The organism is Streptomyces purpurogeneiscleroticus (assembly GCF_020024005.1).
Lineage (GTDB): Bacteria > Actinomycetota > Actinomycetes > Streptomycetales > Streptomycetaceae > Streptomyces > Streptomyces purpurogeneiscleroticus.
The window spans coordinates 40,090-63,200 of sequence record NZ_NHSG01000354.1 but is presented as its reverse complement, the minus strand read 5'-3'; the positions used below and the strand labels follow the sequence as shown (position 1 = coordinate 63,200).

The following is a 23,111-nucleotide window of genomic DNA, read 5'->3' as shown; positions in this document are numbered from 1 at the left end:
GAGGCGCCGCTCACTGATCACGGCAGCCCCGGCGTCCCGGCCCGGTGTGCACACCCGCGCAATCGCACGCGCCTTCAAGGCCGGGACGGGAGGGCGCCGTTACTGTGCCCCGAGCGCGGTGAGCGCCGCGTCCATGGCGAAGACGCCGCCGAGGCCGAGGACCGCGAGGACCGTCGTATAGCTCGTGCGTGCCTTGATGGCGTCCAGGACCGACAGGTTGAAGTACTCCTTGAACATCCAGAAGCCCGGGTCGTTGACGTGGGAGAAGGCGATGGAGCCGCAGGACACCGCCAGGACCATCAGCTCCGGCTGGATGCCGCTGCCGGCGACGAGCGGGGCCGCGATGCCCGCCGCGGTGGTCACCGCGACCGTCGCCGAACCGAGCGCGATGCGCAGGATGGCGGCGATCAGCCAGGCCAGGAGGATCGGCGAGATGCTCCAGCCGTGCGTGAGCTCCTTGATGTAGTCGGCGATGCCGCCTTCGACCAGTACGTTCTTGAAGGCACCGCCGGCGCCGATGACCAGCAGGATCATCGCCATGGCCTTGGCCGCGTCACCGCAGGAGGCCGCCACGTCCCCCAGCGAGCGGCCGATGCGGGGCCCGAACGCCCAGGCCGCCAGGACCAGGGTGAGCAGCAGGGCGACCGGGGCCGAGCCGAGGAAGGCGATCAGCGGCATTCCGGCGTGGTGTTCGCCGACCACCATCTCGGCCACCGATGCACCGGCGATGAGCACCACCGGGAAGAGCGCGACCGACAGGGACCAGCCCATGCCGGGCATCTCCTCGTCGGTGAACCGGCGGTCGCTGACGAGTCCGGTGGGGATGGACGGGTTCATCCGGCGGACGAAGGCCAGCCGGGGCCACACCAGCGCGATGAGCGCACCGGCCGGAACCGCGATGAACAGGCCGAGGAAGAGGGTCTTGCCGATGGAGGCGTCGAACATGGCCGCGACGGCGGTCGGGCCGGGGTGCGGCGGCAGGAAGCTGTGCATCGTGGACAGCGCGATCGACATCGGCAGGCCGATCCACAGCAGGTTCTTGCCGGTCACCCGGACCAGGGTGAACGCCACCGGAACGATGATCACGAAGGCCACTTCGTAGAACATGGTGACGCCGATGAGCATGGCCGTGACCACCATGGCGACCTGGACCCAACGGTCGCCGAACCGGTCGGCCATCGTCGTCGCGATCCGCTGGGCCGCGCCGGAGTCGCCCATCACCCGGCCGACCATCGCGCCGAGCCCGATGACGAGCATGGTGTCGCCTATCTGGCCGCCGACGCCTTCAGCGAGTACGTCGGGGATCTTCTCCAGGTCTATTCCCCGGATGACTGCCACGGCCACCGCGACCAGCAGCAGGGCGATGAACCCGTTGAGCTTGAGCCGGGTCATCAGGAAGAGCAGCGCCACCACACTGAGCGCCACGACGAGCAGGGGCATATCACTTCTCCCTTGAAGTGATGCCGGGGTGCGGACCGCCGGAGCCGGTGTCCCGGCGGCCCGGCATCCCGGGTGGTGAGTGGAGGGGGGGGCGGTGCGCGTGCGGCGCGTCAGCGGACGAGCGCCGGCCGCTTCGGGTCGAACTTCCAGCCGGGCAGGAGGTACTGCATGCCCGCGGCGTCGTCGCGGCCACCGAGACCGAGGCTGAAGTAGAGTTCCTCGGCCGCCTCGACGCGTTCCATGTCGAGGTCGAAGCCGAGGCCGGGGCGGTCGGGCAGCGCGATGGCACCGTCGCGGATGGCGAGCGGCTCGTGGGTCAGGTGCTGTCCGTCCTGCCAGATCCAGTGCGTGTCGATCGCCGTGATGTTCCCGGGCGCGGCGGCGGCGACGTGGGTGAACATCGCCAGCGACACATCGAAGTGGTTGTTGGAGTGCGAACCCCAGGTCAGTCCCCATGCGTCGCAGAGCTGGGCCACCCGCACCGAGCCGTTCATGGTCCAGAAGTGCGGGTCGGCGAGCGGGATGTCGACGGCGTCGCACTTCACCGCGTGCCCGAGCTGCCGCCAGTCCGTCGCGATCATGTTGGTCGCGGTGGGCAGGCCGGTGGCGCGGCGGAACTCCGCCATCGTCTCGCGTCCGGAGTAGCCGCCCTCGCCGCCGCAGGGGTCCTCGGCGTACGCCAGGACGTCGCGCAGCCCGCGTCCGATCTCGATGGCGTCCCGCAGCAGCCAGGCGCCGTTGGGGTCGAGGGTGATGCGTGCCTCGGGGAAGCGCTCGGCCAGGGCGGTGACGGCGGCGGCCTCGGAGGGCCCGTCCAGCACACCGCCCTTGAGCTTGAAGTCCTGGAATCCGTACCGTTCCTGGGCCGCCTCGGCGAGCCGGACGACGGCCTCGGGGGTGAGCGCCTCCTCGTCGCGCAGCCGCAGCCAGTCGTCCTTGGCGTCCGAGCCGTCCCGGTACGGGAGGTCGGTGCGCCCGCGGTCGCCCACGTAGAACAGGTAGCCGAGGACGGGCACGCTGGTGCGCTGTACGCCTTCGCCGAGCAGTGCGGCGGTCGGCACACCGAGGTGCCGGCCGAGCAGGTCGAGCAGCGCCGACTCGACGGCGGTCACCGCGTGCACGGTGACGCGCAGGTCGAAGGTCTGGGCGCCGCGGCCGCCCGCGTCGCGGTCGCCGAAGCGTTCGCGTATCGCCCGCAGTACGGCGTGCGGGTCCCCGACGGACCGGCCGACGATCAGGTCGCGCGCCTCTTCCAGGGTGGTGCGGATGGCCTCTCCGCCGGGCACCTCGCCGACGCCGGTACGGCCCTCGGAGTCGGTGAGCAGCACCAGGTTGCGGGTGAAATAGGGGGCGTGTGCGCCGCTGAGGTTCAGCAGCATGCTGTCCTGGCCGGCGACCGGGACGACGCGCATCGCGGAGACGACGGGGGTGCCGGCAGGGGGTGTGGTGGTGGTCATCAAGCGGTGCCTTTCATGAGCGGAGTGCGGCGGGCGGACCCGGCGGCGGGCAGGACCCAGGCCGGGGGCGGTGCCGGGGACGCGCGGTGGGCATCGGCGGTGACTCAGCCGCCGAGCCCCTGGATCAGCTCGGTGAGCTGCGCCATTTCTTCCGGCTCCAGGTCGGTCAGCGGCGGCCGGACGGGGCCTGCCGGGTGGCCGGTGAGCTGCATGCCGGCCTTGACGATGCTCACCGCGTAGCCCGGCCTGCGGTCGCGGATCCGGGTGTACGGCAGGACGAAGTCGTCGAGCATGCGCAGTACGTCGGCGCGGCGGCGCGCGCGGACCGCGGTGTAGAAGTCGAGCGCGAACTCGGGCGCGAAGTTGAAGAGGGCCGAGGAGTAGGTGGTGACGCCGAGTTCGAGGAGGGGCAGGGCATAGGTTTCGGCCGTCGGCAGGCCGCCGATGTAGGTCAGACGGTCGCCCATGCGGGCGTAGAGGCGGGTGAGAGTGTCGATGTCACCGACACCGTCCTTGTAACCGATCAGGTTCGGGCAGCGCTCGGCGAGGCGGGCGACGGTGTCCGGGGCGTAGACGGCGTTGGACCGGCTGTACACGATGACACCGAGGCCGGTGGCCCGGCAGACCGCCTCGACGTGGGCGGCGAGGCCGTCCTGCGATGCCTCGGTGAGGTACGGCGGGAAGAGCAGCACGCCGTCGGCGCCGGCACGCTCGGCCGCCTCGGCGAACTCGACCGCGGCCGCCGTGCCGTATCCGGCGGGGGCGACGATCGGCGTCCCCTCGGGCGCGCTGTCGACGGCGGCGGTGACGACGCGTTCCACCTCTGCCGGGGTGAGCGAGAAGAACTCACCGGTGCCGCCGGCCGCGAAGAGCCCCGCCACGTCGTACTTTCCGAGCCGGGCGATGTTCGTTCGGTACGCGTCCTCGTCGAACGAGAGGTCCTCGGCCCGGAAGTGTGTCACCGGGAAGGACAGCAGGCCGGAACCGAGGCGGCGGCCCAGTTCTGCAGGGGTGTGGTCGGTCATGGCAGGAGGCTCCTGGGTTGCGCGGAGACGTGCGGCTCATGCGGCTTCCCGGTTCTGGGCGTGGCCTGCCCACGACTTCCGGAACTTCCGGGCGGGCGGGGGGCGATGGCCGGTGCCCCGGACGGAAGCCGCTTCGAGTGCTGGCCGGAACGTTAAGAGCCTGTTGCGATGCGGGTCCAACACCATTTCGGCATGCTGTGATACCTGGGGCGCATCATTCGGAGCGCCTGCGCGGACGGTGTGTCAGAGGTGTGTCACACGTCGGGCGCCGAGGGGCCGGGCGCTCCGCTCACACTGGCGCTGCGCTCACACCGGGCACTGCGCTCTCACCGGGCACTGCGCTCATACTGGGCGCTTCCGCTCACAGATGCCGGAGCAGTGCGTGCAAGGCCGGGTTGTCATTGGCCTTGCGCCATACGAGGTGCAGCTCGACGGGCGTGGGGTCGGGCAGATCGAGGGGCCGGAAGGTGATGCCCGGGAAACGCATCTGGGCGGCTGCCTCGGGCACGAAGGCGATGCCCCAGCCCGCGTTGACCATCGCCAGAAGGCTGTGGATCTGGCTGAGGTACTGGGTGAACCGTGGGGTGACCCCGGCGGCCCGGAAGATGCTGACCAGCAGTTCGTGGAAGTAGCGGGCCTCCACCGGGGAGTACATGAGGACGTCCTGCCCGTCGGACTCGCTGATGCGCAGCGGGCCGTCGTCCGCACCGAGCGGATGGTCGCGGGGCACGGCGGCCAGCAGGGCTTCGCGGATGGCGGGGCGGGTCGCCAGGTCGGGGCCGGTACCGGCGGGGCGGATCATGCCGAGGTCGAGCGAGCCCTCGGTGATCGCTTCGAGCTGGTCGCGGGTCACCTTCTCCCGCAGCACTATCTCCGTGCCGGGCATGGTGGAGCGCGCGACGTCGAGCAGTGTGCCGAGCGCGGAGTAGGCACTGGCCGCGGTGAAGCCGATGGCGATCGCCCCGGCCTGCCCGGCGGAGACCTGCTTGGCGGAGAGAGTGGCCGCTTCCGCCTGGCGCAGGATGTTGCGGGCTTCGTTGAGGAAGGCCCGGCCGGCGGGGGTGAGGCGTACGGTGCGATTGGTGCGGTCCAGCAGTTGCACGCCCAGTTCGTGCTCCAACAGCTGTATCTGGCGGCTCAGCGGAGGCTGGGTCATACGGAGGCGTTCGGCGGCTCTGGTGAAGTGCAGCTCCTCGGCCACCGCAACGAAGCTCACCAACTGCACGAGTGTGAACACCGATACCCTCCAGGTATTGAATCATCCAAAAGCAGAGTTGGACGTGGATCAATCGCCGACCTTAGCGTCAGGGAAAACCACGGCGAGCCGCCCCTCCCCGCCGACGCCCGGCCGGGAGGGCGCTGACCGCGCCTCTGGGGCCGGCGGCGGCCACCGCGGCGGGCCGCATCCGCATCCACCCACGACCCCAGGGACACGAAGTGGTGACCATGACGCATACAGCCACCTCCGCAGCCGGCCGTCACGGCGAGGCGACGCTCGACACCATCGCCTGGATCAAACTCTCCTCGGTCACCTTGCCGCTGGCCACTCCCATCAGCGACGCCAAGGTGCTGACCGGGCGGCAGAAGCCGATGACCGAAGTGGCCTTCCTGTTCGTGGAGATCGAGACCGAGCAGGGGCACCGGGGCATCGGCTTCAGCTACTCCAAGCGCGCCGGCGGCCCGGCCCAGTACGCGCACGCCAAGGAGATCGCCGACGAGTTGATCGGCGAGGACCCGAGCGACATCGGCAAGCTGTGGACCAAGCTCGTGTGGGCCGGGGCCTCGGTGGGCCGCAGCGGTGTCGCCACGCAGGCCATCGCCGCCGTCGACGTCGCGCTGTGGGACCTGAAGGCCAAGCGCGCCGGACTTCCGCTGGCCAAGCTGCTGGGCGCGCACCGCGACTCGGTACGTTGTTACAACACCTCCGGCGGCTTCCTGCACACCCCCACCGAGCAGGTCCTCGACAACGCCACCGCGTCCTTGGCCAGCGGTATCGGCGGCATCAAGATCAAGGTCGGGCATCCGGACGGCAAGCAGGACCTGCGCCGCCTGAGCGCCGTACGCGAGCACATCGGGGACGACGTGCCGCTGATGGTCGACGCCAACCAGCAGTGGGACCGCCCCACCGCCCAGCGCATGGGGCGCGCCATGGAGGACTTCGGTCTCGTCTGGATCGAGGAGCCGCTGGACGCGTACGACACGCAGGGCCATGCCGCACTCGCGGCCTCGCTGGACACTCCGGTCGCCACCGGCGAGATGCTGGCCAGTGTCGCGGAACACTACGAGCTGATCCGCCTGCATGCCACCGACGTCATCCAGCCCGACGCCCCGCGCATCGGCGGCATCACCCAGTTCCTCAAGCTCGCCGCGCTCGCCGAGCACCACCACCTCCAGCTGGCACCGCATTTCGCCATGGAGATCCACCTCCACCTCGCCGCCGCCTATCCCATCGAGCCGTGGGTGGAGCACTTCGACTGGCTGGAGCCGCTGTTCAACGAGCGCCTCACGATCAGCGACGGACGGATGCACGTGCCCGCGCGCCCCGGTCTGGGCATCACACTCAGCGAGCAGGCCCGCGCCTGGACGCAGGCCACCCACGAGGCGGGCAAGCGCGCCTGATGCTTCCGCACCACTGACCCTGATGCTTCCGCAGCACTGACTTGGCGGCCGGCGCGGGCCACGCTGTTCCGGACAGCGGGGCCCGCGCCGTCGTCATGCACGGAGGCGGTCCCGGCCCGCCCACGGCTGCCGATGACGCTCACCCGGCATCAATGCTCATCGGGTATCGATAGATGCCAAAACGGTGTTGGACCGGTATGACTCGAGGCTCGTAGCGTCGGTACCGGCACATCGCTCGCGACCCGGTCGCGGTTCTCACCACCTCACAGCGGAGTTCACGCATGACGTCCTTCAGCCCGTCCCTGAGTCCGTCCTTCAGCCCGTCGGAGCTCGGCCGGCGCATCGGCTCGGGTCTGCTGTCCTTCCCCGTCACCCACTTCGCGGCCGACGACCTCTCCTTCGACGAGGACGCCTACCGCGCCAACATCGAGCGCCTGGCGAAGTACGAGGTCGGCGGCCTCTTCGCGGCAGGCGGCACCGGTGAGTTCTTCTCCCTTACCGCCGCGGAGACCGAGCAGGTGGTGACCGCGGCGGTACAGGCGGCCCCCGAGGGCACGCCCATCCTTGCTCCGGCCGGGTACGGCACCCGTACGGCCATCGAGTACGCCAAGGCCGCCGAGCGCGCCGGGGCCGACGGCATCCTGCTCTTCCCGCCCTACCTGACCGAGGCCGGGCAGGACGGGCTCGCCCAGCACGTGGCGGCCGTGTGCCGCGAGACCTCCCTCGGTGTCATCGTCTATGGCCGCGCCAACGCCACCTACACCGCGGACACCCTCGCCCGCCTCGCCGACGCGTGCCCCAACCTCATCGGTTACAAGGACGGCACGGGCGACATCGACGCCATGACCCGCATCTACACCCGGCTCGGCGACCGCATCACCTACGTCGGCGGCCTGCCCACCGCGGAGACCTACGCCCTGCCCTACCTCGAACTCGGCGTTACCACCTACTCCTCCGCCATCTTCAACTTCCTCCCCGACTTCGCCCTGCGGTTCTACGACGCCGTTCGCGCGCGCCAACACAACACCGTGCGCACCCTGCTCAACGACTTCGTCCTCCCCTACACCGAGATCCGCAACCGGCAGCCCGGTTACGCGGTCAGCATCGTCAAGGCCGGCATGACCGCCACCGGCCACACCGCCGGCCCCGTACGGCCCCCGCTGACCGACCTGACGAAGGACGAACTCGCCGAACTCACCGAGCTGATCGGCAAACTGCCGACTGCCACGGCCTGACGCGCCGGCGCCGACCGTAATCCGGACCCCGGCAGTCGTTGACGCGGCAAGGGCCTGGCTCCGCTGGAGCCAGGCCCTTGCTTCATCTCTTGGGGTGCAGCGTCCCTCAGTCGGAAACGCGGGTCTCGTCGCCGGCGATGACGGAGCCGTCATCGACGCTGACGAAGGTGAACTTCTTCCCGGACGGGTCCACGTAAATGCGGTAGTGGGTGTCTCCCCCGGCGTCGTGGTAAGTCGCGGTGCCGGTGCAGTCCTTGTTCAGCTTGTAGGTGCCGGTGCCGGAGAATTCCTCTCCGATCTCGCCGTTGTCGCTCGACGTGCTGACCGTCTTGATGCGGCCGCGGCCGTCGTACCACTCGGCACCCGCACTGGCTACCGGCTTGCTGTGCTCACCCGACACCTTGTGGCCCGAGTAGTGGTAGATGTAGTGCCCGTCCAGCGTCGCCTTGCTGCAGCCGTGCGACGACGTCTGGACCGTCCCCTCAGTGGTGGACGCGCCGGCGGCTCCGGTGAGGGCCAGTGTGCCCGTCAGGCTGAGAAACCCGGCGGTCGCCACCGCCGCCATACGTCGACGCGTGCAGCGGCCGGAACGGAAAACCCGCATTTCTTCCCTCTCTCTGTGCACGATGCCCCGACTGCCTTCAGCAGCCGACGAAAGGCACGTGCTTCACACAACGCCTCGATGTTCGCAGGAGAGTTGATAGTCATACAGGGGAGAAATTCGTCAGCGTGCGGGAGAGGGAAACGCGCTCCCGACCGATTCGAATTCGGGCAGCACGAATGCCTCCTTTCCGTGTTGAGTGGAAAGGAGGTCGATTGGGCAGTTCCCGCGCGGAGGTGCTGTACTTCGGCCGCGTGGTGAGGAGTTCGGTTTCTTTTCGGTGGCCGTAAAGGGTTTTTGCCGGGCCTTCGGGCGTGTATGCGAAAGCTGCCGAGGTACACCCGAACGAGTGAGCATGTTTCTGGTCATGGTCACGTCCGGTCTCCCCGTGCCCGGCCGAAGTACAGGCTGCGTGTGTACTCGTTGAGCTGTCCGCCTGGCGTGGAGTTGTAGGACATGGTGGCGCTGACCCGCGGCGTCCCGCCCTGGACAGGGGTGACGCGATGCAGGGAGACACTGCCGGAGTGCAGGACGAGCATGCCGGGGACGGTGGGCAGCTCATGGATCTCAGGGCGCCGCTCACCCGCCGCGATGGCGCGCAGAACTGCCGGGTCCTGTTCGGCTCCCGTGCGGGAGCGGGGCACATATTCGAGCACGCCGCCGTTCTCCGGCGCCACGATGTGCACAACGATCGTGTACTGCGACACATCGAAGTGCCAGTCCTGCTCATCACCCTCATGATGCACATGAACCGTCATGGCTCCCAGCGGATCCGCGGAGCGATACACCGGACCGTCCACAACCCGACGGACGAAATCCAGCAGCGGCTCGCTCCGGTACAGCGTCTTCAGCGGTGAGGACGCGTCGATGCGGTCATAGGCCAGAGTCGTCTTGGTGTGCTCACGGCCCACGTGCTGGTCCGCCGGGCCACCGGACGTGCCAGAGCCAGTGCCCGTGCCAGTGCCGAGGAATACGTCATTCCTGCCACTGAACCGGAAACCGAGTTCGGCGGCATCGCTGAGAGACCGCTCCGCCACCTCACGGACGGCCTCGGGCCGGAGGAGATCCTCCAGCACCACCAGACTCGTGTCATTGAACGACGCCCGAGCCTCGTCGACCAGCGCCCGGCCGGCAGGATCATCCAGCTCACCAATGGGGTACTTCTCCGAATTCAGCAAGGATGCCGGCCCCATAGCGTCTCGCTGCATCACCGTCTCCTTCACTCGCCGGGCCCCGGCCCGGTATGCGGTCGGCCGCCTTGGGTGCCCCGTGGTCGGAAGGCGCAGCAGCGCGTCACGTCCAATGTGGGCCACTCACGCCCGCCGCGCCATGAGTGACAGGCGGTTGCCGTTGCCCTGTCGGCCGGAGTGGCTGGTCTCCGGTCGTTGGGTTCGTGCCGGCCGGTGGTGCCCGGTTAGCATCCCGGCACCGACGCACCTGGGCGTGTGACGGCATGCGGATGGGCAGGGGGCGGGAACGGGTGGGCAGCGTTGCGATCGTCATTCCCTACTTCAACCCCGTGGGGTACCGATCGCATCGGCTGAAGCTGGAACGGAGCCTGGAGGGATTCGCACGGGCGGGCGCGGCCGGTGATGTGTTCGTGGCGGGCGCGGGGAAAGACCGGCCGCAGGGATGTGCCATTGCGTTCTGGGACGACGACGCCCCTTTCATGTGGCACAAAGAGCGCCTGGTGAATCTGGCGGCCGGCCGGCTGCCGTCCAGGTACACACACATCGTCTGGGTGGACAGCGATGTGGTGGTGGGTGCGCAGTGGATCACGGCGATGGCCGAGGCGTTCCGTACGGCCAAGGTGGTGCAGGGTTTCAGGAACGCGTACTACCGGACGGAGGAGGGCCGCCCTTCCCGGGTCAGGGTCAGCGCCCTCCGCCCTGGAGCCGATGGCACCACCGGGCTGGTCTGGGGCGCCTGTCGGTCCCTCTTCTCGGAGGGGCCCGGACTCTTCGAACTGGCGCTTGTGGGCAGTGGTGATGCGGTCTTCGCGTGCGGAGTTCTCCAGGGGAAGTCGTCACCCTCGGCGCCGTGGTGCGGTCAGCTCCGGCCCGCGCTCGGGCGTTCCTGGTCGGCGAAGCTGCTGACGGCGCTCGGCCGATGGGAGACGCGACTGCAGTCCTGGCTGCAGGGAGAGGCGCCCACTACGGCGCACGCCGACGTCGCGGTCCTGGAGCACGGCCCCCTGGACGGCAGGAAGTACGCCGAACGGCACCGGCTCCTGGCGTCGTTGGACCCGCGCGAGCACTTGGTGGCCGAGGACGGCCGGGTCCTGCAATGGACACCGGCGGGCCTGAGCGCCGTCGAACCGGGAGTGCGCGCCTATTTCCACGGTCGGCGGGAGGACGATCCCGATGCGTTCTCCTGAGCGCCGGACGGGGCCGACAGCGAGTCCTCGATCAGGCTGATCCAGCGGCGGCAGAGGGCGTCCAGTGCGTACGAGGAACGCACCTGGGACCGGGCGGCGCGGCGTTCCGCCGTGACGTGCCCCTCGCGCACCACCCGGGCGATCGACGCGGCCATGGTCACGGGGTCGTCGTGGATCCAGCGCGGACCGTAGAGCCGCTCGGCGCCCGGCCACCCGAGGAACGCCGGAATCGCACCGGACGCCATGCCTTCGGCGGGCGCCAGATGAAAGCTTTCGTGGTCGCTGGTCGACAGGACGAATCCAATGCCACGCAACCAAGAGGCCACGTCGCGCCCGAAAGGATCGAAGACGACGGAGCGGCGCAGCAGCGGATCGTCGAGGCGGTGGAAGACCTTGCGGTAGTGGTCGACTTCTTCCGCACGTTGCCAGATGTGCCCGACGTCCCAGGGCAGCCGGGATTTCACGAAGAGCGTGAAGCGCGGGTCGTGGCGCCGCAGCTCCGCCAGGACTTCGAGGGCCAGGTCGAGTCGTTTGCTCGCCGGTACGGCGCCGAGCATGCCGATGCGGTACTCCGCCCCGGGAAGTTTCGTGCGATCGAGTTGATCGACGTCGACCGTGTTGGGGAGCACGGTGATTTTCTCCAGAGGCCAGCCGGTGGTGATGCGGATCGCTTCGGCGTAGTGCGGACTGACGCAGATGACCTTGTCCACGGCGTCGATGTCGAGCCGCCCGGGCCACGGGGTATGGAGCTCGAACCTGTGGAGGCGAACGATCAGCCGCTGTCCCGGGCGTTTGTGCCGGGCGTGCCAGACCGCGTTCGCCCCGCACCATTCGCAGATGATGACATCGGCCCAGTCGGCCAGCCGGCGGGCCTGCCGTGGATCGTGATCCCAGAAGGCCGCGGAGCTCTGCGCCGGTCGTACATCGAGGTCGGAACGCGACCTGAAATGTTCGAGCAGACCAGTGAAGAACTTGAGGTCATGGCCGGTGACGCCGACACGGAGGCGCCGAGGCCGGTGCCGCACGTCCTGGCGAGCACCGTTCTGGCGAGCACCATTCCGGTCGGCACCGTTCTGGCCGGCACCATTCCGGCCGGCACCATTCCGGCCGGCACCGTTCTGGTGCGTCGACCGGTCGGACGTCGACCGGTCGGACCAGCGCAGGATCCCGGGCGACGGCCGGGGGAACGCCCGGTCGAGGTATCCGGCGAAACGAGCGACGGCGGCCGGCTCACCGGCCAGCAGGCATTTACCGACCGCCGCGGCCGCGGCCGCCTCGACAACGCCGCGCGCTTCCTCGGTCCTGACCAGCAGGAACCGTGACGCCTCGGCCAGCAGGGACAGCTCTCCGCGGAGCTTCGCACCGACACCGGCCGCCCACTCCGGCACGTCGTCGAGACAGGTCCAGAGCCGCCCGGCAAGGGGGGAAGCGGCGAGCTCCAGGGCCAGACCGCGGTGCCCGACCAGGATCAGGTCGTACGCTTCGACAGCGTCCAGCGCGATGAGCCGCCGCACGGTCGCGGCGAGACCCTCGCCAGGGGCCGGCCCGTACGCGCCCTCGGACGTCACCTCACAGCCGTTGCGGGCGAGTTCCTGTCCGATGTCGTGAAGCCAGTCGGCGGGTGAGCCTGCGAGGCCCGGGGCACGGCCGCTCCGGGCAGAGCCACCCACGGCGAGGGCACGTGGCCGCATCGAACACACCTTCCGGATCAGGGGCGACTTTTTGAGTCAGGAACGACTTGCCGGGTCAGGGGCGACGGAGCGCCGGATCCAGGATTTCCACCTCGAGTTTCCCGGCCTTGGAGAGCGTGCCGCGGAGAGTGACCTCCAGGCTTTCCGCGGGGGCCGGGCTCTCCGGAGAGGTGATGACGAACTGGCGGTCGCCGGACGGCAGCGGGTCGCCGACGAGCAGATAGCCGAGGTCCGCGTCCCGGTACAGCTCCGACGTCCCGTTGCCGGCGACCCCCAGGGCGGCAGGAGCGAGCGGGGCGGACTCCGCCGGTATCCGCGGCAGGGTGCGTACGTAGTGATATCCGGCGCGCTGGATCGCGGAGAGCTTGGCGACCTTCCGGTAGGTGGTGTCCGGGCAGTCCGCCAGGAACTTGTCGAGGATTTCCAGATCCGTGACGTTCCTGTTCACCGCGTGCGAGATGTTGGCCGGGTGCCAGCGGTAGACATAGCTGACCGTGGCGGGCTTGGTGATGGGAATTCCGGCCCGGGCGAAGCGCAGCCACAGGTCCCAGTCCTCGGCGTAGCGGCACGAGCGATATCCGCCGGCCTTCTCGTAGTCGTTCCTGTGGAACAGGCAGCCGATCCCCACGAAGTTTCCGAGCAGCAGCTGCGCCGTCTGGTCCTCGGGGGCGGGAAGGTGTTCGTGCTTCGCTTCCAGCAGGCCGCGGGCATCGGATTTCAGGATGTGCCTGCGCGGGGCGATGAGACCGGGCGTCTCCCGGTATGCGTCGCGCATGACCGCGAGGTGGTCCGGAAGGAACATGTCGTCGGCGTCCAGCTGCGCGATCAGTGCCGTCGATGCGGTGGCGATGGCGGTGCGCCTGGCCTGCCACGTACCCGAGTGGCGAGGGAGCCGCAGGACCCTGAGGGGCAGCGCCGGCTCCCAGCGACGGGCGCGTTCGTACGAGTCGTCCTCGGACGCGTCGTCGACGACGATGACTTCGTCGGGAGGCACGGTCTGGGTGACCAGGGACGCCAGTGCCTGGTCCAGGAAATCCGCTCCGTTGCGGACCGGGATGATCACGCCCAGCGTGTTGTCCCGGCCATGGGCAGCCGATGCCGTTGCCGAGGCCGGTGCCGGTGCCGGTGCAGGGACCGATGCGCGTGCTCGGTCGCTCGGGCGGTGTTCGGCGGGGTCGATGACGAACTGGTCCTGGAGCTCCGGATCCTCCTTCCGCAGCAAGTCGTCCTGCGTGGCGACGATCGGGGCGCAGCGGAAGAGGTCGCCGGCGAAGACGTCGGCGAAGTAGATGTCGATCGCCCGGTGCCGGGCCGCCCAGCGCCGCATCCCCGCCTCGTCCGGAGGCAGCTCGTCGAGCAGCCGCCGGTAGGCCCACCGGTGGTACGCCACGGCGTGCGTAGTGGTGGTGCCCTGGCCGTACTCCAGGTGGGCGCAGCCGTCGACCTTCGGCGTGCTCCTCGTCCACAGCCGCTCGGTGCGGAACCAGCCCCCGAGGAAGAACAGGTCCCAGTCCCGCTCCCGCAGCTCGCGCAGGCTCCGCCGCAGGATCCAGGGCGTCCCCGCGAGGAAGACCGCATCGTCCTCCAGGACCAGGATGTTCTCCAGGCCCTCGCGTTCGGCGGTTTCGATGACCTTCCGATGGGACAGAGCGCAGCCGATGTGGTGATTGTCGGGCGTGTCAACGGCGGGTACACGACGGACGCGATCCTCGATACCGAGGTGCTGGTGCCTCTTCTTCGCGGTCTCCCAACGCGCCTTCTGCTGATTCTGGTTGATGCAGAAGACAGCGTCGAAGAAGGTGAACGGGTTGCTGCGCTCGCGTTCGTACGAGGACAGCCAGCGCTGCACGGTTTCCCGGCCGTGCCGTGCCCGGAAGTGCTCGAGAACCGGTGCGGTGTCGAGTCCGACTTCTTCCCAGCCGATCAGGTAATTGCGAAAGGCCAGTTCGGTACCGGCCGGGTACGGGACGGAAAGCGTATCGGCGGTAAAACGGTGGGTCCAGCGCAGGAAAGGCAGACAGAGCGTCCGGTGCCCGGCCGCGCGGAATTTCTTGTGCAGATAGCCTTCTTCGCCCCCGTGGCCGCGGAACCGCGGATTGAAGCCGGGCCAGGCGTCCTTGCGGCAGCAGAACACACCGAGCCCCTGCATGCCGATCTCGAACGGGGTGGCGTCCGCGTCCTGGCCTCGCGGGTCACGTCCCCAGATTCCGTACTGGCCTCGGCGCCACACCGGGTCCAGATGCGTGGCCGCGTGGTCCGTCTGCGGGTACAGGACCGGCCCCTGCAGCAGGTCGCGGCTGTGCGGATGGCCCGCAAGGTAATCGATCAGCCTGGCCAGGGCGCCGGGGGCGAACTGGACGTGCGAGTCGGTGCACAGTACCCATTCGGTATCGGCTTCCCGGAACACCCGGTCGCGCACCCAGGTCCCCTGCACTTCATCGACCGGTACGTACCGCACGCCGGGAAGCTCGCCGGCCAGTTTTCTGAGCGCCGGGCCGGTCGGCCCGGCCGGATTGTTGTCCACCACCAGGAAAGTGATCCGCTCCAGCACCTCGGGGTGGTACAGGCGTACTGAATGGAGAGTGAAATAGACGCCATCGTAGTCGTCGTAGGCGGCCATGCCGAGGGTCAGCAGGGGGCCGTCCGGAGAACCGGACTGTGACATGGGCTGTGACTCCAGATCCGAGCTGTACGAGGGGCCGGGCAGGAACGGCGCGAGCCGCTGGGCGCGGAGCTCGTCAGGTCAGGTGCCCCCGAAGGGCGAACCGGCCGTCCAGCAGCCGGCGCGACGGACAGTCGATGGGCCGGTCCTCGTACCAGCTGCCGGCCGGAAAGAAGACGATGCTGTCGTGGTCGGCCGCGATGTCACGGAAGCTGGGCGCACACGCGGGCTCGCCGTCCCACAGCGTGGTATCGAAGATCCGCAGCTGCCCGCCGGTGAAGGCGCGGGGCCGGCGGTGCAGGTAGTACACGAAGTGCAGCGAGCCCGCTTCCGCCGTGCGGGGACCGAACCGGTCCCCGTGGTGGTCGCCGTGGTTGTGCATGCAGAGCTCGTAGGAGACCGTCGGCTCCCCGTCCGACGGCTCGATGCCGATCATTTCGCGGACGACAGGTGCCATCCCCGTCACGGCCTCGATGAACTCGGGGACCGGCACCTCGTCGCCGGGCACCTGCCACATCGGTGCCAGTTTGGCCCCGGCACCCGAGCTGCTGATCTCCATGGCCAGGCGGTTCGCCCGGGCCACGCACACATGGTTGAAGAGGGAATCGGCAGCGGCCGACCCCAGAAAGTCATCGAACCGGCAGACGGGGGTGGCCATGGTCGGCCGTGCCACCGTCCGGGGGGCCACGGACGGTGCGGCCGTCGACTGCGTCACGATACTGCTCCCACTGCGTACACCGTCGTCACAGCTCGCCACGGAAGCCCGGCAGGTCCGGCAGCTCTACGGGAGGGAGCGGGGGAAGATCGATGGACACCGAGACGCAGTCGTCGTCCGCGGCGCGGGCATCGTTCGTGGCGGACGGCACGGTCGGCGCGGTGGTGTCGCCGCTGCTGCGCTGTTGCGCGGCGGCCTCCTCACCGACCGGTGTGACGACGGCGGTCGTCTCCTCACCGGTGACTGCGTGCGCGGGCGTACCGGCCAGGGCCCCGATGGCGGCGACAGTGCTCGTTGCGAGCGTGCCTGCCCGTACGAGCGCCGCAACCCGGCGGTGACGCGACAGAGAAGAATCCATGGGAAGCGTCCTCGAATGCGTAGAGCGGTGGGAAAGCCACTCAAGCGACGGCAGGATGGCAGGACAACATGGCAGGGGCACGTTTCGTCATGAACCCGCCAGCGCCGAGCCATCTCCCACGCACCACGGACACCAGGCCCCTGGTCAACACCTCGGCCGTCCGGCACACTCCGGCCGTCGAACGTCCGACGTCAGATCACCCCAACCAGTGAACGCCCGCTCGTAAACCAGCGCGGGGCGAAGAGTTACCTCACATCTGTGACGCTGGACAGGCACCTGGAGGACCTTCGCGGCAGGACTCGTCTCGCGCGCCGCGCGTCCACCCGGTTACTGGATGTCCAGCACCTCCCCCACCGGCCGCCGGGGAGTGGCGGGGCCTTCAGGGCCGTAGCCGAGGCGTAGGACCATTTGTACGAATCCGGTCGCCGAGCGGGGGTCGCGGGCCAGCCAGCGCAGGTCGGGCCACTCCAGTGCATGGGAGGTGAGGGAGGTGGCCAGGTCGTTCGCGGTGGCGAGCAGGAGTACGCGTTCCAGCGCCTGTCCTGCACGGAGCCAGTCCTCGGTGCCGTCCTCGGCGGTGCTCAGCAGGGCGAGGTGCGGCGTGTTCTCGAAGGTGACCGTGCCGCGGTCGTCCACCGGCCGGCGGGCGGCGAAGTCACGTACCGGGGCGTCGCCGTACCACTTGCGCGGTCCGAAGGCGTACTCCGGGACGCCGTCGGTGGCGGTGTCGGCCTCGGCAGCTCCGATGCGGGTCCACCGGACGAGGTCCTCGACGTTGCGGGAGTCCAGCGTGTCCCGTCCCTCTGCGTCACTGACGAGCTCCAGCAGCGACTGCGCATGCCAGGGACTGGGAAAATCCAGCCGCGCGCCCTCCAGCCGAGCAGCCTCGCTCAGCGCCGCCCGCACCGTCTCGGGAATGTCCTTGACCGCGAACGGATAACGACTCGTGTGCCGCCTGCGAATCGCGGGGTACAGAGTGGCCAGGGCCGCATCGTCCGACGTGCGCTCGGTCAGGCGCACATCGGCCAGTAGCTGCGGCTCCGCGGCATCGGGCAGCAGGTGAACACGGGGTTCCAGGCCGGCGTGCTCGGCAGCGACCCGCAGATTGAACAGGGCCGCCCCGCAGCCGAGGTGCAGCCCCCGGTGCACGGGGTCACTGTGCAGCATGGCTCGCTCGGTGTCGGCGCGCAATTGCAGGGTGTGACGGTCGGCGAGGTACCGGAATCGCCACGGTTGAGCGTTGTGCATGGACGGGGCGGCAGCCGCATCGCGGACGAGAGCCGTCACGGTCTTCACGTCGGGTGGTAGCACCGGCATCGCGGGTCTCCTCGGGACGACGAGCCCGGCGGGCGCGAGCCCGCTCCCTCCGGATTCCAGGATAGTCGGGCCCCTGCCGGCGTGCCCGTATCTCCATGGGCTCGGCCCGTGGGCTGTCCGGTCCCTTGGAGGGGCTTTTCGGCCCATGTCGGTGGGGCCGGTGTCCGTACGACGCTGACGGTGACGTCCAGGGCGCGTGCGGGAGGTCTCGGTGGACAGCGGATGGCGGGATGCCTGGGTACTGCGCGAGGACGGTCTGGCCGCCCTGGTCCGGGAGCTTGCGGGCGACGGGCGGCGGGTGATCGGGCCGACCGTCCGGGACGGCGCGATCGTGCTCGCCGAGATCGACGACGCGGTACAGCTGCCGCAGGGGTGGGGCGTCGAGCTCGCAGCCGGACGGTACCGGCTGGTGCGCCGCGAGGACGCGATGGTGTTCGCGCACAGCGCGGGGCCGCAGTCCTGGAAGGCGTATCTGCACCCACAGCGGGTGCGCCGCTGGACCGCAGACCGGGATCGAGACGGTGAGTGGACCGTTCAGGGGGAAGACGAAAGCGGAGCCGACGCCGCGCCTGCGTACGCCTTCCTCGGAGTACGCCCCTGCGATCTGCGGGCGATCGGCGTGCAGGGGCGGGTGCTCGGGGGCGGGCCCGGAGCCGACACGGCGTATCGGCGACGACTGGAACGGGCGTTCATCGTCGCCGTGGAATGCACCGATCCCGGAGCCACCTGCTTCTGCACGTCCATGGGCAGCGGTCCCGCGGTGGCGGCGGAGGACCGCGGCTACGACCTGGCGATGACGGAGCTGCTGGACGAGGGCGGGCACCGCTTTCTCGTACGGGCAGGGAGTGCAGCGGGGGCGGAGATGCTGGCCCGGCTGCCGGTGGAGCCCGCGGCTCCGGCGACGGAGTCCGCCGCGCAACGTGCAGTGGCGGACGCGGCGGAGCGGATGGGCCGGTCCATGCCGCCGGTCGATCTGCACGCGCTGATGGCCGGCTCGCTGGCGGCGAAGCGCTGGGACAATGTGGCCGGCCGGTGTCTGACCTGCGGCAACTGCACCATGGTCTGCCCCACGTGCTTCTGCACCACCACCGAGGACGTCACCGACCTCACCGGCGACCACACCGAACGGTGGCAGCGCTGGGACTCCTGTTTCGACCTGGACTTCAGCCGGCTGCACGGCGGTCCCGTGCGGGCGAGCGGACGCAGCCGGTACCGGCAGTGGCTGACGCACAAACTCGGGACCTGGCACGACCAGTTCGGCGAGTCGGGGTGTGTGGGCTGCGGGCGCTGCATCGTGTGGTGTCCGGTCGGCATCGACATCACCGAGGAAGCCTGGGCGCTGGCCGAGGAAACCGGGCAGCCGGAGAGCACGGGCAGCGCGGAGCCGGGGGAACCGGTTCGGCGCGCGAGCCGGGAAGGCGGCGGGCAGCGATGAAGACCATGACGGGGCGGTTCGGGGCGCTCACCGCGGAGCAGGGCCGGAAGCTGATGGCGCTGGGACGCGAGGTGTCCTTCCCGGCAGGTTCGCGGATCTTCGAGGAGGGCCGGCAGGCGGACCGCTTCTGGATCATCCGCAGTGGCGCGATCCAGCTCGACCTGCACGTACCGGGGCGTCGGCCGGCGGTCATCGAGACCCTGGGACAGGGTGATCTGCTCGGCTGGGCGTGGCTGTTCCCGCCCCGCCGCTGGCACCTGGGAGCGGCGGCGCTGAGCCCCGTACGCGCCTGGGAGTTCGAGGCGGAAGCGGTACGCGAGCTGTGTCACGAGGACCCGGTGCTGGGTCGTGATCTGGTACTGGTCTGCGCCGAGGTGATCGGGCACCGGCTGCAGTGTGCCCGCACGCGGTTGATGGATCTGTACGGGCCCTGCGGAAGCGGTGCGTAATGGGCCCCGGCCCGGGAGCGGCCACCGCGTACGTCGCCGGGGCGCCGGCCGTTCCGGTGCCGTACCGGGTCGTCCGGCGCTGTCCGGAGACCGCGGATGCCGCGACGTTCAAGCTGGCGCCGGCCGGCGAGACGCTTTCTCCGTTCGTGCCGGGGCAGTTCGCCATGCTCTGTGCCTTCGGCGTCGGGGAGATCCCGGTGTCCGTTGCGGGGTTGCCACTCGGTGAAAGCGCACTGGTCCACACGGTACGGACAGTGGGAGCCGTCTCCGACGCGCTGTACTCGATGCGCCCCGGGGCAACCGTGGGCGTGCGCGGCCCTTTCGGGACCGGCTGGGATCTCGGCATGGCCGCGGGCAAGGATGTGCTGGTCATCGCGGGAGGCATCGGGCTCGCACCCCTGAGGCCCGTCATCCTCGACGTCCTGGGCGAGCGGGAGCGCTTCGGCCGGCTGAGCGTCCTGATCGGCGCGCGCACTCCGGCGGACCTGCTGTACAAGCTGCAGACGCAGGCGTGGGGCGCGACGGCGGACGTCGCGGTCACGGTGGACCGTCCGGCGCCGGGCTGGCGGGGCTCGGTGGGGGTGGTCACCCGGCTGCTGGACCGGGCCGTCTTCCGGCCGGCCGACACCGTCGCGTACGTCTGCGGGCCCGAGCCGATGATTCGCGCGACGGCGCGGGAGCTCGTCATGCGGGGCGTCCCTGCCCACCGCATCCGTGTCTCGCTCGAACGCAATATGCGCTGCGGGGCGGCCGAGTGCGGGCACTGCCAGCTCGGTCCCGTCCTGCTGTGCCGGGACGGGCCGGTGATCGGCTGGCACTGCGCCGAACCGCTCCTGTCTGTACCGGAATTGTGAGGTGAGACCTCGTGCCTGCCCGCAACGGACGTCCCACCTTGGCCGTCTTCAAACTGGCTTCGTGCGACGGCTGCCAGCTCACCCTGCTGGACTGCGAGGACGAGCTGCTGGAACTGGCCGGACGCATCGAGATCGTCCACTTCCTCGAAGCGTCCAGCGCCGTTGGCTCCGGACCGTACGACCTGGCGCTCGTGGAAGGCTCGGTCACAACGGCCGAGGACGAGCGGCGCGTCCACGAGATCAGGGCCGCCGCACGTCACCTGGTGACCATCGGCGCCTGCGCGACCGCCGGTGGCATCCAGGCCCTGCGGAACTTCGCGGATGTGGCCGAATACCGGGCGGCCGTGTACGCCCGCCCCGAATACATCGTCACACTCGCCACCTCCACTCCCGTGTCCGCCCATGTTCCCGTCGACTTCGAGCTGCGTGGCTGTCCCATCGACCGCGGCCAGCTGCTGGAGGTCATGACCGCGTTCCTGGTGGGCCGCAAGCCGGACATTCCCGATCACAGCGTCTGCTTCGCCTGCAAGCGCCGTGGCACGGTGTGTGTCACCGTCGCTCACGGCACTCCCTGTCTGGGGCCGGTCACCCACGCCGGCTGCGGTGCCATCTGCCCCGCGTACGGCCGTGGCTGCTACGGCTGTTTCGGCCCGTCCGCCTCCCCGAACCTGCCCGCGCTGATCCCTTTGCTGAGGCGGGACGGCATGGACGAGCCGACCATCCACCGGGCGCTGCGCACGTACAACGCCACCGCCTTCGCCGAAGTGGAGGCCCGAACGGAAGAGGAGCGGCCGTCGTGACGCACAAAGGGGCACGGGTGCTGCGGGTCGGAGCGCTCAGCCGAGTGGAGGGGGAGGGTGCCCTGCGGCTGGGAGTGCACGACGGACGGGTCACCGAGACGCAGTTGCAGATCTACGAGCCGCCGCGGTTCTTCGAGGCATTCCTGCGCGGCCGCGGGTACACCGAGCCGCCCGACATCACCTCACGGGTCTGCGGTATCTGTCCGGTGGCGTACCAGCTCAGTGCCTGCCGGGCGATCGAGGACGCGTGCGGGGTCGAAGTGACCGGCCAACTGGCCGCACTGCGGCGCCTGTTGTACTGCGGCGAGTGGATCGAGAGCCAGATCCTGCACATCCACCTCCTCCATGCCCCCGACTTCCTGGGCTGTGCCAGTGCCGTCGAGATGGCACGCACCCGGCGGGCCGATGTCGAGCGCGGCCTGCGCATCAAGCAGGCGGGCAACGCGATCCTGGAGCTGCTCGGCGGGCGGGCCATTCACCCGGTCAACGTCCGCCTCGGCGGCTTCCACCGCGTCCCCACGCGCGCCGAGCTGCGTCCCCTGCACACACTGCTGCACCGTGCCCGCGACGACGCCTGGGAGACCGTCCGCTGGGTGGCGGGCTTCGACTTCCCCGACGCCGGCGCCGACCACGCGCTCCTGGCGCTCATCGAACCGGGCCGCTACGCCATCGAATCCGGCGTACCGGCGGTCATGGCCGCACCGCACACCCACGGGCTGCCGGGCAACACCGACCGGCCCCTGCCGCTGCGCCGGTTCCCGGTGCACGCCTTCACCGGGGAAGTCACCGAACGGCAGGTGCCGTACTCCACCGCGCTGCAGGCGACGCTCGACGGCGAGCGGTACCTCACGGGATCGCTCGCCCGCTACGCCCTCAGCGGCCGGTGGCTCTCCCCTCTCGCCCAGCAGGCCGCCCGCGAGGCCGGCCTCGGCGATCCGCTGTCCGGCACGGTGTGCCGCAACCCCTTCCGCAGCATCGTCGTGCGGGCGGTGGAGGCCCTGTACGCGATCGACGAAGCGCTGCGCATCATCGACGCCTACGAGCCGCCACCGCGTCCGTACGTCGAGGTGCTCCCCCGCGCGGACACCGGTCACGGCGCGACCGAGGCCCCGCGCGGCCTGCTGTACCACCGCTACGCCCTGGACGCGGACGGCACCGTGACCGACGCCCTCCTGATACCGCCCACCGCGCAGAACCAGGGAGCGATCGAGGAGGACCTGCGGCGCCTGGTCCAGCTCCGGCTCGACGGTGACACGGCGGTGTCCGATGCCGAACTGACCGTCCTGTGCGAACGGGGCATCCGCAATCACGACCCGTGCATCTCCTGCTCGGCCCACTTTCTCGACCTGACCGTCGACCGCTCCTGAGGAGTACGCCATGCCCGGCACCTCGTCCACCCCGCAGTCCCCGCAGTCCCCGCACATCGTCGACGACGTGATGACCCGCACGGTCGTCGCGGTCGGCCGCGACGCGCCGTTCAAGGAGATCGTCAAGACGATGGAGCAGTGGCAGGTCAGCGCCCTGCCCGTTCTGGAGGGCGAGAGCCGGGTCGTCGGCGTGGTCTCGGAGGCCGACCTGTTGCCCAAGGAGCAGTTCCGCGACCACACCCCCTCCCGGATCGAGCAGGCACGGGAGCTGGAAGCGCTCGTCAAGTCCGGCGGTATGACGGCCGGAGAGCTCATGACCTCCCCGGCCATCACCGTGCACGCCGACGCCACGATCGCCCAGGCCGCCCGCACGATGGCGGTGTACCGGATCAAGCGGCTGCCGGTCGTCGACTCCGTAGGACGGCTGGAAGGCGTGGTCAGCCGGAGCGATCTGCTGAAGGTGTTCCTCCGGGAGGACACCGACATCGCCGAGGAGATACGCCGCGAGGTCGTCGGCCCGCTGTTCCGCTCCCACGCTCCGGAGGTCACCGTCGAGGTGAGCGAGGGCGTAGTCACCCTGCGCGGTCGGATCGTGGACTGCTCCCTCATCCCGGTGGCCGCCCGGCTGATCCGCAGTGTGGAGGGCGTGGTCGACGCCGACATGCGCCTCACCGGTACCCGTCACCACTCGCCGTCCTGAGGCGCGCAG

20 protein-coding genes are annotated in these 23,111 nt (G+C 69.8%); 9 read left to right on the top strand and 11 right to left on the bottom strand.

The window, feature by feature from the left end:
- Nucleotides 1-99 precede the first annotated feature (99 nt).
- The 4 genes from CCS38_RS24295 to CCS38_RS24280 all read right to left on the bottom strand — a co-directional run bounded on the left by CCS38_RS24295 (nt 100) and on the right by CCS38_RS24280 (nt 5,159).
- Nucleotides 100-1,440: a gluconate:H+ symporter gene (locus CCS38_RS24295; RefSeq protein ID WP_223735422.1), complete on the bottom strand. Its 1,341-nt coding sequence runs from the start codon at nt 1,438-1,440 to the stop codon at nt 100-102.
- A gap of 110 nt (nt 1,441-1,550) precedes the next feature.
- On the bottom strand, nt 1,551-2,897 hold the full coding sequence (gene gudD / locus CCS38_RS24290) for a glucarate dehydratase (protein WP_223735421.1): 1,347 nt from the start codon (nt 2,895-2,897) through the stop codon (nt 1,551-1,553).
- A gap of 104 nt (nt 2,898-3,001) precedes the next feature.
- Nucleotides 3,002-3,922, bottom strand: a complete 921-nt coding sequence (gene kdgD / locus CCS38_RS24285) for a 5-dehydro-4-deoxyglucarate dehydratase (RefSeq protein ID WP_223735420.1) — start codon at nt 3,920-3,922, stop codon at nt 3,002-3,004.
- A gap of 361 nt (nt 3,923-4,283) precedes the next feature.
- A complete protein-coding gene (locus CCS38_RS24280; protein ID WP_223735419.1) occupies nt 4,284-5,159 on the bottom strand; it encodes a LysR substrate-binding domain-containing protein in 876 nt (291 codons plus the stop codon).
- 209 nt (nt 5,160-5,368) lie between these two features.
- Between CCS38_RS24280 and CCS38_RS24275 the strand changes: the two genes are divergently transcribed.
- Nucleotides 5,369-6,541 carry an L-talarate/galactarate dehydratase gene (locus tag CCS38_RS24275; RefSeq protein ID WP_223735418.1) on the top strand — a complete coding sequence of 391 codons (1,173 nt, stop codon included), beginning with the start codon at nt 5,369-5,371 and terminating at the stop codon, nt 6,539-6,541.
- 281 nt (nt 6,542-6,822) lie between these two features.
- Nucleotides 6,823-7,776, top strand: a complete 954-nt coding sequence (gene kdgD / locus CCS38_RS24270) for a 5-dehydro-4-deoxyglucarate dehydratase (RefSeq protein WP_223735417.1) — start codon at nt 6,823-6,825, stop codon at nt 7,774-7,776.
- 106 nt (nt 7,777-7,882) lie between these two features.
- Here kdgD (CCS38_RS24270) and CCS38_RS24265 read toward each other — a convergent pair whose 3' ends face one another.
- Together CCS38_RS24265 and CCS38_RS24260 are read right to left on the bottom strand one after the other, a co-directional pair.
- Complete coding sequence (locus CCS38_RS24265; protein ID WP_223735416.1) at nt 7,883-8,341, bottom strand: hypothetical protein; 459 nt, start codon at nt 8,339-8,341, stop codon at nt 7,883-7,885.
- A gap of 407 nt (nt 8,342-8,748) precedes the next feature.
- Nucleotides 8,749-9,585: a HalD/BesD family halogenase gene (locus CCS38_RS24260; protein WP_223735415.1), complete on the bottom strand. Its 837-nt coding sequence runs from the start codon at nt 9,583-9,585 to the stop codon at nt 8,749-8,751.
- A gap of 311 nt (nt 9,586-9,896) precedes the next feature.
- Between CCS38_RS24260 and CCS38_RS24255 the strand changes: the two genes are divergently transcribed.
- Nucleotides 9,897-10,754, top strand: coding sequence for a hypothetical protein (locus CCS38_RS24255; protein ID WP_223735414.1), 858 nt, complete (start codon nt 9,897-9,899; stop codon nt 10,752-10,754).
- Here the strand turns inward: CCS38_RS24255 and CCS38_RS24250 are convergent.
- From CCS38_RS24250 to CCS38_RS24230, 5 genes are all read right to left on the bottom strand, one after another.
- On the bottom strand, nt 10,709-12,445 hold the full coding sequence (locus CCS38_RS24250) for a glycosyltransferase family 4 protein (RefSeq protein WP_223735413.1): 1,737 nt from the start codon (nt 12,443-12,445) through the stop codon (nt 10,709-10,711). The genes CCS38_RS24255 and CCS38_RS24250 overlap by 46 nt on opposite strands.
- A gap of 55 nt (nt 12,446-12,500) precedes the next feature.
- The gene (locus tag CCS38_RS24245) at nt 12,501-15,110 is read right to left on the bottom strand and encodes a glycosyltransferase (RefSeq protein ID WP_223735412.1); all 2,610 of its coding nucleotides are present in this window, start codon (nt 15,108-15,110) and stop codon (nt 12,501-12,503) included.
- 73 nt (nt 15,111-15,183) lie between these two features.
- Entirely contained in the window at nt 15,184-15,822 is a 639-nt protein-coding gene (locus CCS38_RS24240) for a 2OG-Fe(II) oxygenase (RefSeq protein WP_223735411.1), read from the bottom strand.
- Between the two features lie 28 nt (nt 15,823-15,850).
- Nucleotides 15,851-16,180 carry a hypothetical protein gene (locus tag CCS38_RS24235; protein ID WP_223735410.1) on the bottom strand — a complete coding sequence of 110 codons (330 nt, stop codon included), beginning with the start codon at nt 16,178-16,180 and terminating at the stop codon, nt 15,851-15,853.
- Nucleotides 16,181-16,507: 327 nt separating this feature from the next.
- Nucleotides 16,508-17,497 (bottom strand): Acg family FMN-binding oxidoreductase, encoded by a 990-nt coding sequence (locus tag CCS38_RS24230; RefSeq protein WP_223735409.1) that lies wholly within the window; start codon nt 17,495-17,497, stop codon nt 16,508-16,510.
- 211 nt (nt 17,498-17,708) lie between these two features.
- Here CCS38_RS24230 and CCS38_RS24225 point away from each other — a divergent pair, with 211 nt between their 5' ends.
- From CCS38_RS24225 to CCS38_RS24200, 6 genes are read left to right on the top strand one after another with little or no spacing between them, the layout of a single operon-like run.
- On the top strand, nt 17,709-18,932 hold the full coding sequence (locus CCS38_RS24225; RefSeq protein WP_223735408.1) for a 4Fe-4S dicluster domain-containing protein: 1,224 nt from the start codon (nt 17,709-17,711) through the stop codon (nt 18,930-18,932).
- A gap of 5 nt (nt 18,933-18,937) precedes the next feature.
- Nucleotides 18,938-19,381 carry a cyclic nucleotide-binding domain-containing protein gene (locus tag CCS38_RS24220; protein WP_223735433.1) on the top strand — a complete coding sequence of 148 codons (444 nt, stop codon included), beginning with the start codon at nt 18,938-18,940 and terminating at the stop codon, nt 19,379-19,381.
- Nucleotides 19,381-20,235: an FAD/NAD(P)-binding protein gene (locus CCS38_RS24215; protein WP_223735407.1), complete on the top strand. Its 855-nt coding sequence runs from the start codon at nt 19,381-19,383 to the stop codon at nt 20,233-20,235. The genes CCS38_RS24220 and CCS38_RS24215 overlap by 1 nt, the downstream gene beginning before the upstream one ends.
- A gap of 11 nt (nt 20,236-20,246) precedes the next feature.
- The gene (locus CCS38_RS24210; RefSeq protein ID WP_223735406.1) at nt 20,247-21,035 is read left to right on the top strand and encodes an NADH-quinone oxidoreductase subunit B family protein; all 789 of its coding nucleotides are present in this window, start codon (nt 20,247-20,249) and stop codon (nt 21,033-21,035) included.
- Entirely contained in the window at nt 21,032-22,402 is a 1,371-nt protein-coding gene (locus CCS38_RS24205; RefSeq protein WP_223735405.1) for a Ni/Fe hydrogenase subunit alpha, read from the top strand. The genes CCS38_RS24210 and CCS38_RS24205 overlap by 4 nt, the downstream gene beginning before the upstream one ends.
- Before the next feature lie 10 nt (nt 22,403-22,412).
- Nucleotides 22,413-23,102 carry a CBS domain-containing protein gene (locus tag CCS38_RS24200; RefSeq protein ID WP_223735404.1) on the top strand — a complete coding sequence of 230 codons (690 nt, stop codon included), beginning with the start codon at nt 22,413-22,415 and terminating at the stop codon, nt 23,100-23,102.
- Nucleotides 23,103-23,111: the final 9 nt, after the last annotated feature.